The organism is Nguyenibacter vanlangensis (genome assembly GCF_013376155.1).
Taxonomy (GTDB): Bacteria; Pseudomonadota; Alphaproteobacteria; order Acetobacterales; family Acetobacteraceae; genus Gluconacetobacter; species Gluconacetobacter vanlangensis.
Window position 1 is genome coordinate 1 of sequence record NZ_JABXXP010000375.1, and the last position, 2,903, is coordinate 2,903.

The following is a 2,903-nucleotide window of genomic DNA, read 5'->3' on the forward strand; positions in this document are numbered from 1 at the left end:
CTGGCGCCTGGTCCCCGCATCGGGCAGCCTGGCCGTGGCGCAGGACGATCTTGCGATCGATACCGTGCACGTCCAGCCCTTTCTGGACTACCTGCCGGTGCGCGCGACGGTGGCCCCGCTGCACGTCACCTTCCTGGGCGCGGTCCAGGGCGGGCAGGTCGCCTCGGTCGCGGTGCCCGACGGGATTCTGGTCCATCCGGGCGACGTGCTGGCCCGCCTGACCAATCCGCAGCTCGAACTGGATGTCAGCACGCGCGAGGCCGCGATCGCCGGCCAGTTGGGCGACCTCAGCGCCCAGCGCCTGGCCCTGCAGCAATCGCAGACCGGCGAGGACGGCACGATCGCCGAAGCCAGCTACAATCTGCTGAAAGCCGGGCACGAGCTGGCGATCCGCCGGCAGCTTCTGGCCCAGGGGTTCGAATCCGACGCCAACGTCAAGACCTTCGCGGACGAGGACGCCTATTATGCCGGGCGGCTGGCCCTGCTGCGCGCCGCCCGGCAGAAGGACCGCGCCGTCGCCCAGGCCCAGGCCAGGGAACTCGACGGCACGGCGGAACGGCTGCGCCACACGCTGGCGGCGGTCGAGGACAGCCTGTCCTCGCTGACCCTGCGCGCACCCGTCGCCGGCCGCCTGACCAACTTCACCCTCCAGCCCGGCCAGACGCTGAAGGCCGGCGACCCGCTCGGCCAGATCGACAGCGAGGGCGCATGGCGGCTGGATGCCGACATCGACGAATTCTACCTCGCCCGCGTCGCAGTGGGCGAGCACGGCATCGCGCAGATCGACGGCCATGACGTGCCCTTTACGGTGGCGCGCGTCCATCCGCAGATCACCGCCGGCCAGTTCCGCGCCGAACTGACCTTCGACACTACGCCCCCCGCCGCCCTGCGCCGGGGCGAAAGCGTGGAATGCCGCCTGACCCTGGGCCGCACCCGTCAGGCGCTGATCGCCCCCAACGGCGCCTGGCTGGACGGCAGCGGCGGCAATTCGGTCTTCGTCGTCTCGGCGGACGGGCATCATGCGACGCGCCGCGCGATCAGCGTCGGCGGCCGCAACCCCGAACAGGTGGAAATCACCGCGGGCCTGCGCGACGGCGAGCGGATCGTGACGTCCGCCTACACGAATTTTCACGATTTCAACCAGCTTCTCATCCGATAGGACCGCGCCATGCTGATCCAGCTTGCAGACATCAACCGCCTGTACCGGTCGGACGAGGTCGAGACCACCGCCTTGCATGACGTGCATCTGACGATCGAGCGCGGCGAATTCGTTGCTATCATGGGGCCCAGCGGCTGCGGCAAATCGACCCTGCTGAACATCCTGGGCACGATCGACCGGCCCAGCAGCGGCAGCTACCGTTTCGGCGATCACGAGCTCAGCACCATGGCCGAAGCCGAGCTGGCGCAGTTCCGCCGCAGCCATCTGGGCTATATCTTCCAGAGCTTCAACCTGATCGACGAACTGACGATCGAGGAAAATGTCGAACTGGCACTGATCTATCGCAAGATGCCGCGCGCCGAGCGCCGCGCACGCGTCGGCGCCGCGATGGACCGGGTCAGCATCGGCCACCGCGCGCGCCATTATCCCAGCCAGCTTTCGGGCGGCCAGCAGCAGCGTGCGGCGATCGCGCGCGCCATCGTGGGCGAGCCCGACCTGATCCTGGCCGACGAACCCACCGGCAATCTCGATACCGAGAACGGCATGCAGGTGATGGATATCCTGCAGACCCTCAATCGCGAGGGCGCGACCATCGTGATGGTCACCCACTCGCCCAGCCATGCCGACATGGCCCGGCGCCGCGTGGACATGCTGGACGGCCAGATCGTGATCTCGGTCCGCAACGCCATCTGATTTTCCATCCCCCCGGAACGGAGCCGCCTGATGCTGCTGCACGGAATGCTGACCTTCTGCCGGATGCTGTCGCGCCACCGGCTCTACGCCGTCCTGAATATCGGCGGTCTGGGGCTGGGAATCGCGGTGTTCCTGCTGCTGTCGCTGGTGGTGCGCTACGAATACGGCTATGACCGGTTCTGGCCGGATCAGGCCGATATCTACCGGCTGGACCAACTCTGGGCGCATTCGGTCGGGGTGCCCGGCGATCGCACGGATTTTTCGACCTATCGCGCCCGCGACGCGCTGCGCGCCGAATTTCCGCAGATCCGCGCCAGCAGCCGCCTGATCCCCCAGCAGGTCACCCTGATCGCGCCGCCATCCGACCTGCGGAACGGCGGCGCGCGCACCATGGGATCGGAGCAGATCCAGTTCGTCGATCCGGAGTTGCCGGCTGTCCTGGCGCTGCCGGTCATCGACGGGCAGCGCGCCGAGGCCCTGGCCGCGCCGGACCGGATCGTGCTGTCGGCACGCCTGGCGCGCAAATATTTCGGCACGATCCACGCCGTGGGCCGCACGATGCGGATGGTGGTCGACGGATCGGCGCAAACCTATGTGGTGTCGGCCGTCTTTCGCGACCTACCCCTCGCCTCGACCTACCGGATCGACGCGGCGGCGCCGATACCCGAACGTATCCGCGGCCAGCGCTCCCTGCATGTCTGGGCAGCCGGCACGGGCGCGACCCTGCTGCGCTTTTCCGATCGCATGGGCATGCAAGCCGTCGCGGCGCATCTGGGCGATTTCATCGCCCAGCACAGCAACGATGCGCTGACCTTGCAATATACCAGGGGTTTTGCGCTGACGCCCCTGGCGGACATGCATTTCCGTGATGCGACGGCCGGCGCCGATCGCGACAGCGTGCTGGCGCTGGGCATCGTCGGAGTCCTCGCGCTGCTGGCCGCGACCATCAATTACGTCAACCTGGCGACCGCGCGCGCCATGCTGCGCGCGCGTGAGGTCGCGATGCGCAAGACGCTGGGCGCATCGCGCGCCCTGCTGACGGTCCAGTTCC

3 protein-coding genes are annotated in these 2,903 nt (G+C 68.2%); all 3 read left to right on the plus strand.

The genetic code is table 11. From position 1 onward, the window contains the following. Window positions 1-1,159 (plus strand): efflux RND transporter periplasmic adaptor subunit (locus HUK84_RS14105; protein ID WP_176640857.1); only part of this gene is annotated, 1,159 nt, incomplete at its 5' end. Window positions 1,160-1,168: 9 nt separating this feature from the next. After that, window positions 1,169-1,852: an ABC transporter ATP-binding protein gene (locus HUK84_RS14110; RefSeq protein WP_176640858.1), complete on the plus strand. Its 684-nt coding sequence runs from the start codon at window positions 1,169-1,171 to the stop codon at window positions 1,850-1,852. Between the two features lie 30 nt (window positions 1,853-1,882). Beyond that, the coding region (locus tag HUK84_RS14115; protein ID WP_176640859.1) for an ABC transporter permease at window positions 1,883-2,903 on the plus strand (1,021 nt) is incomplete at its 3' end.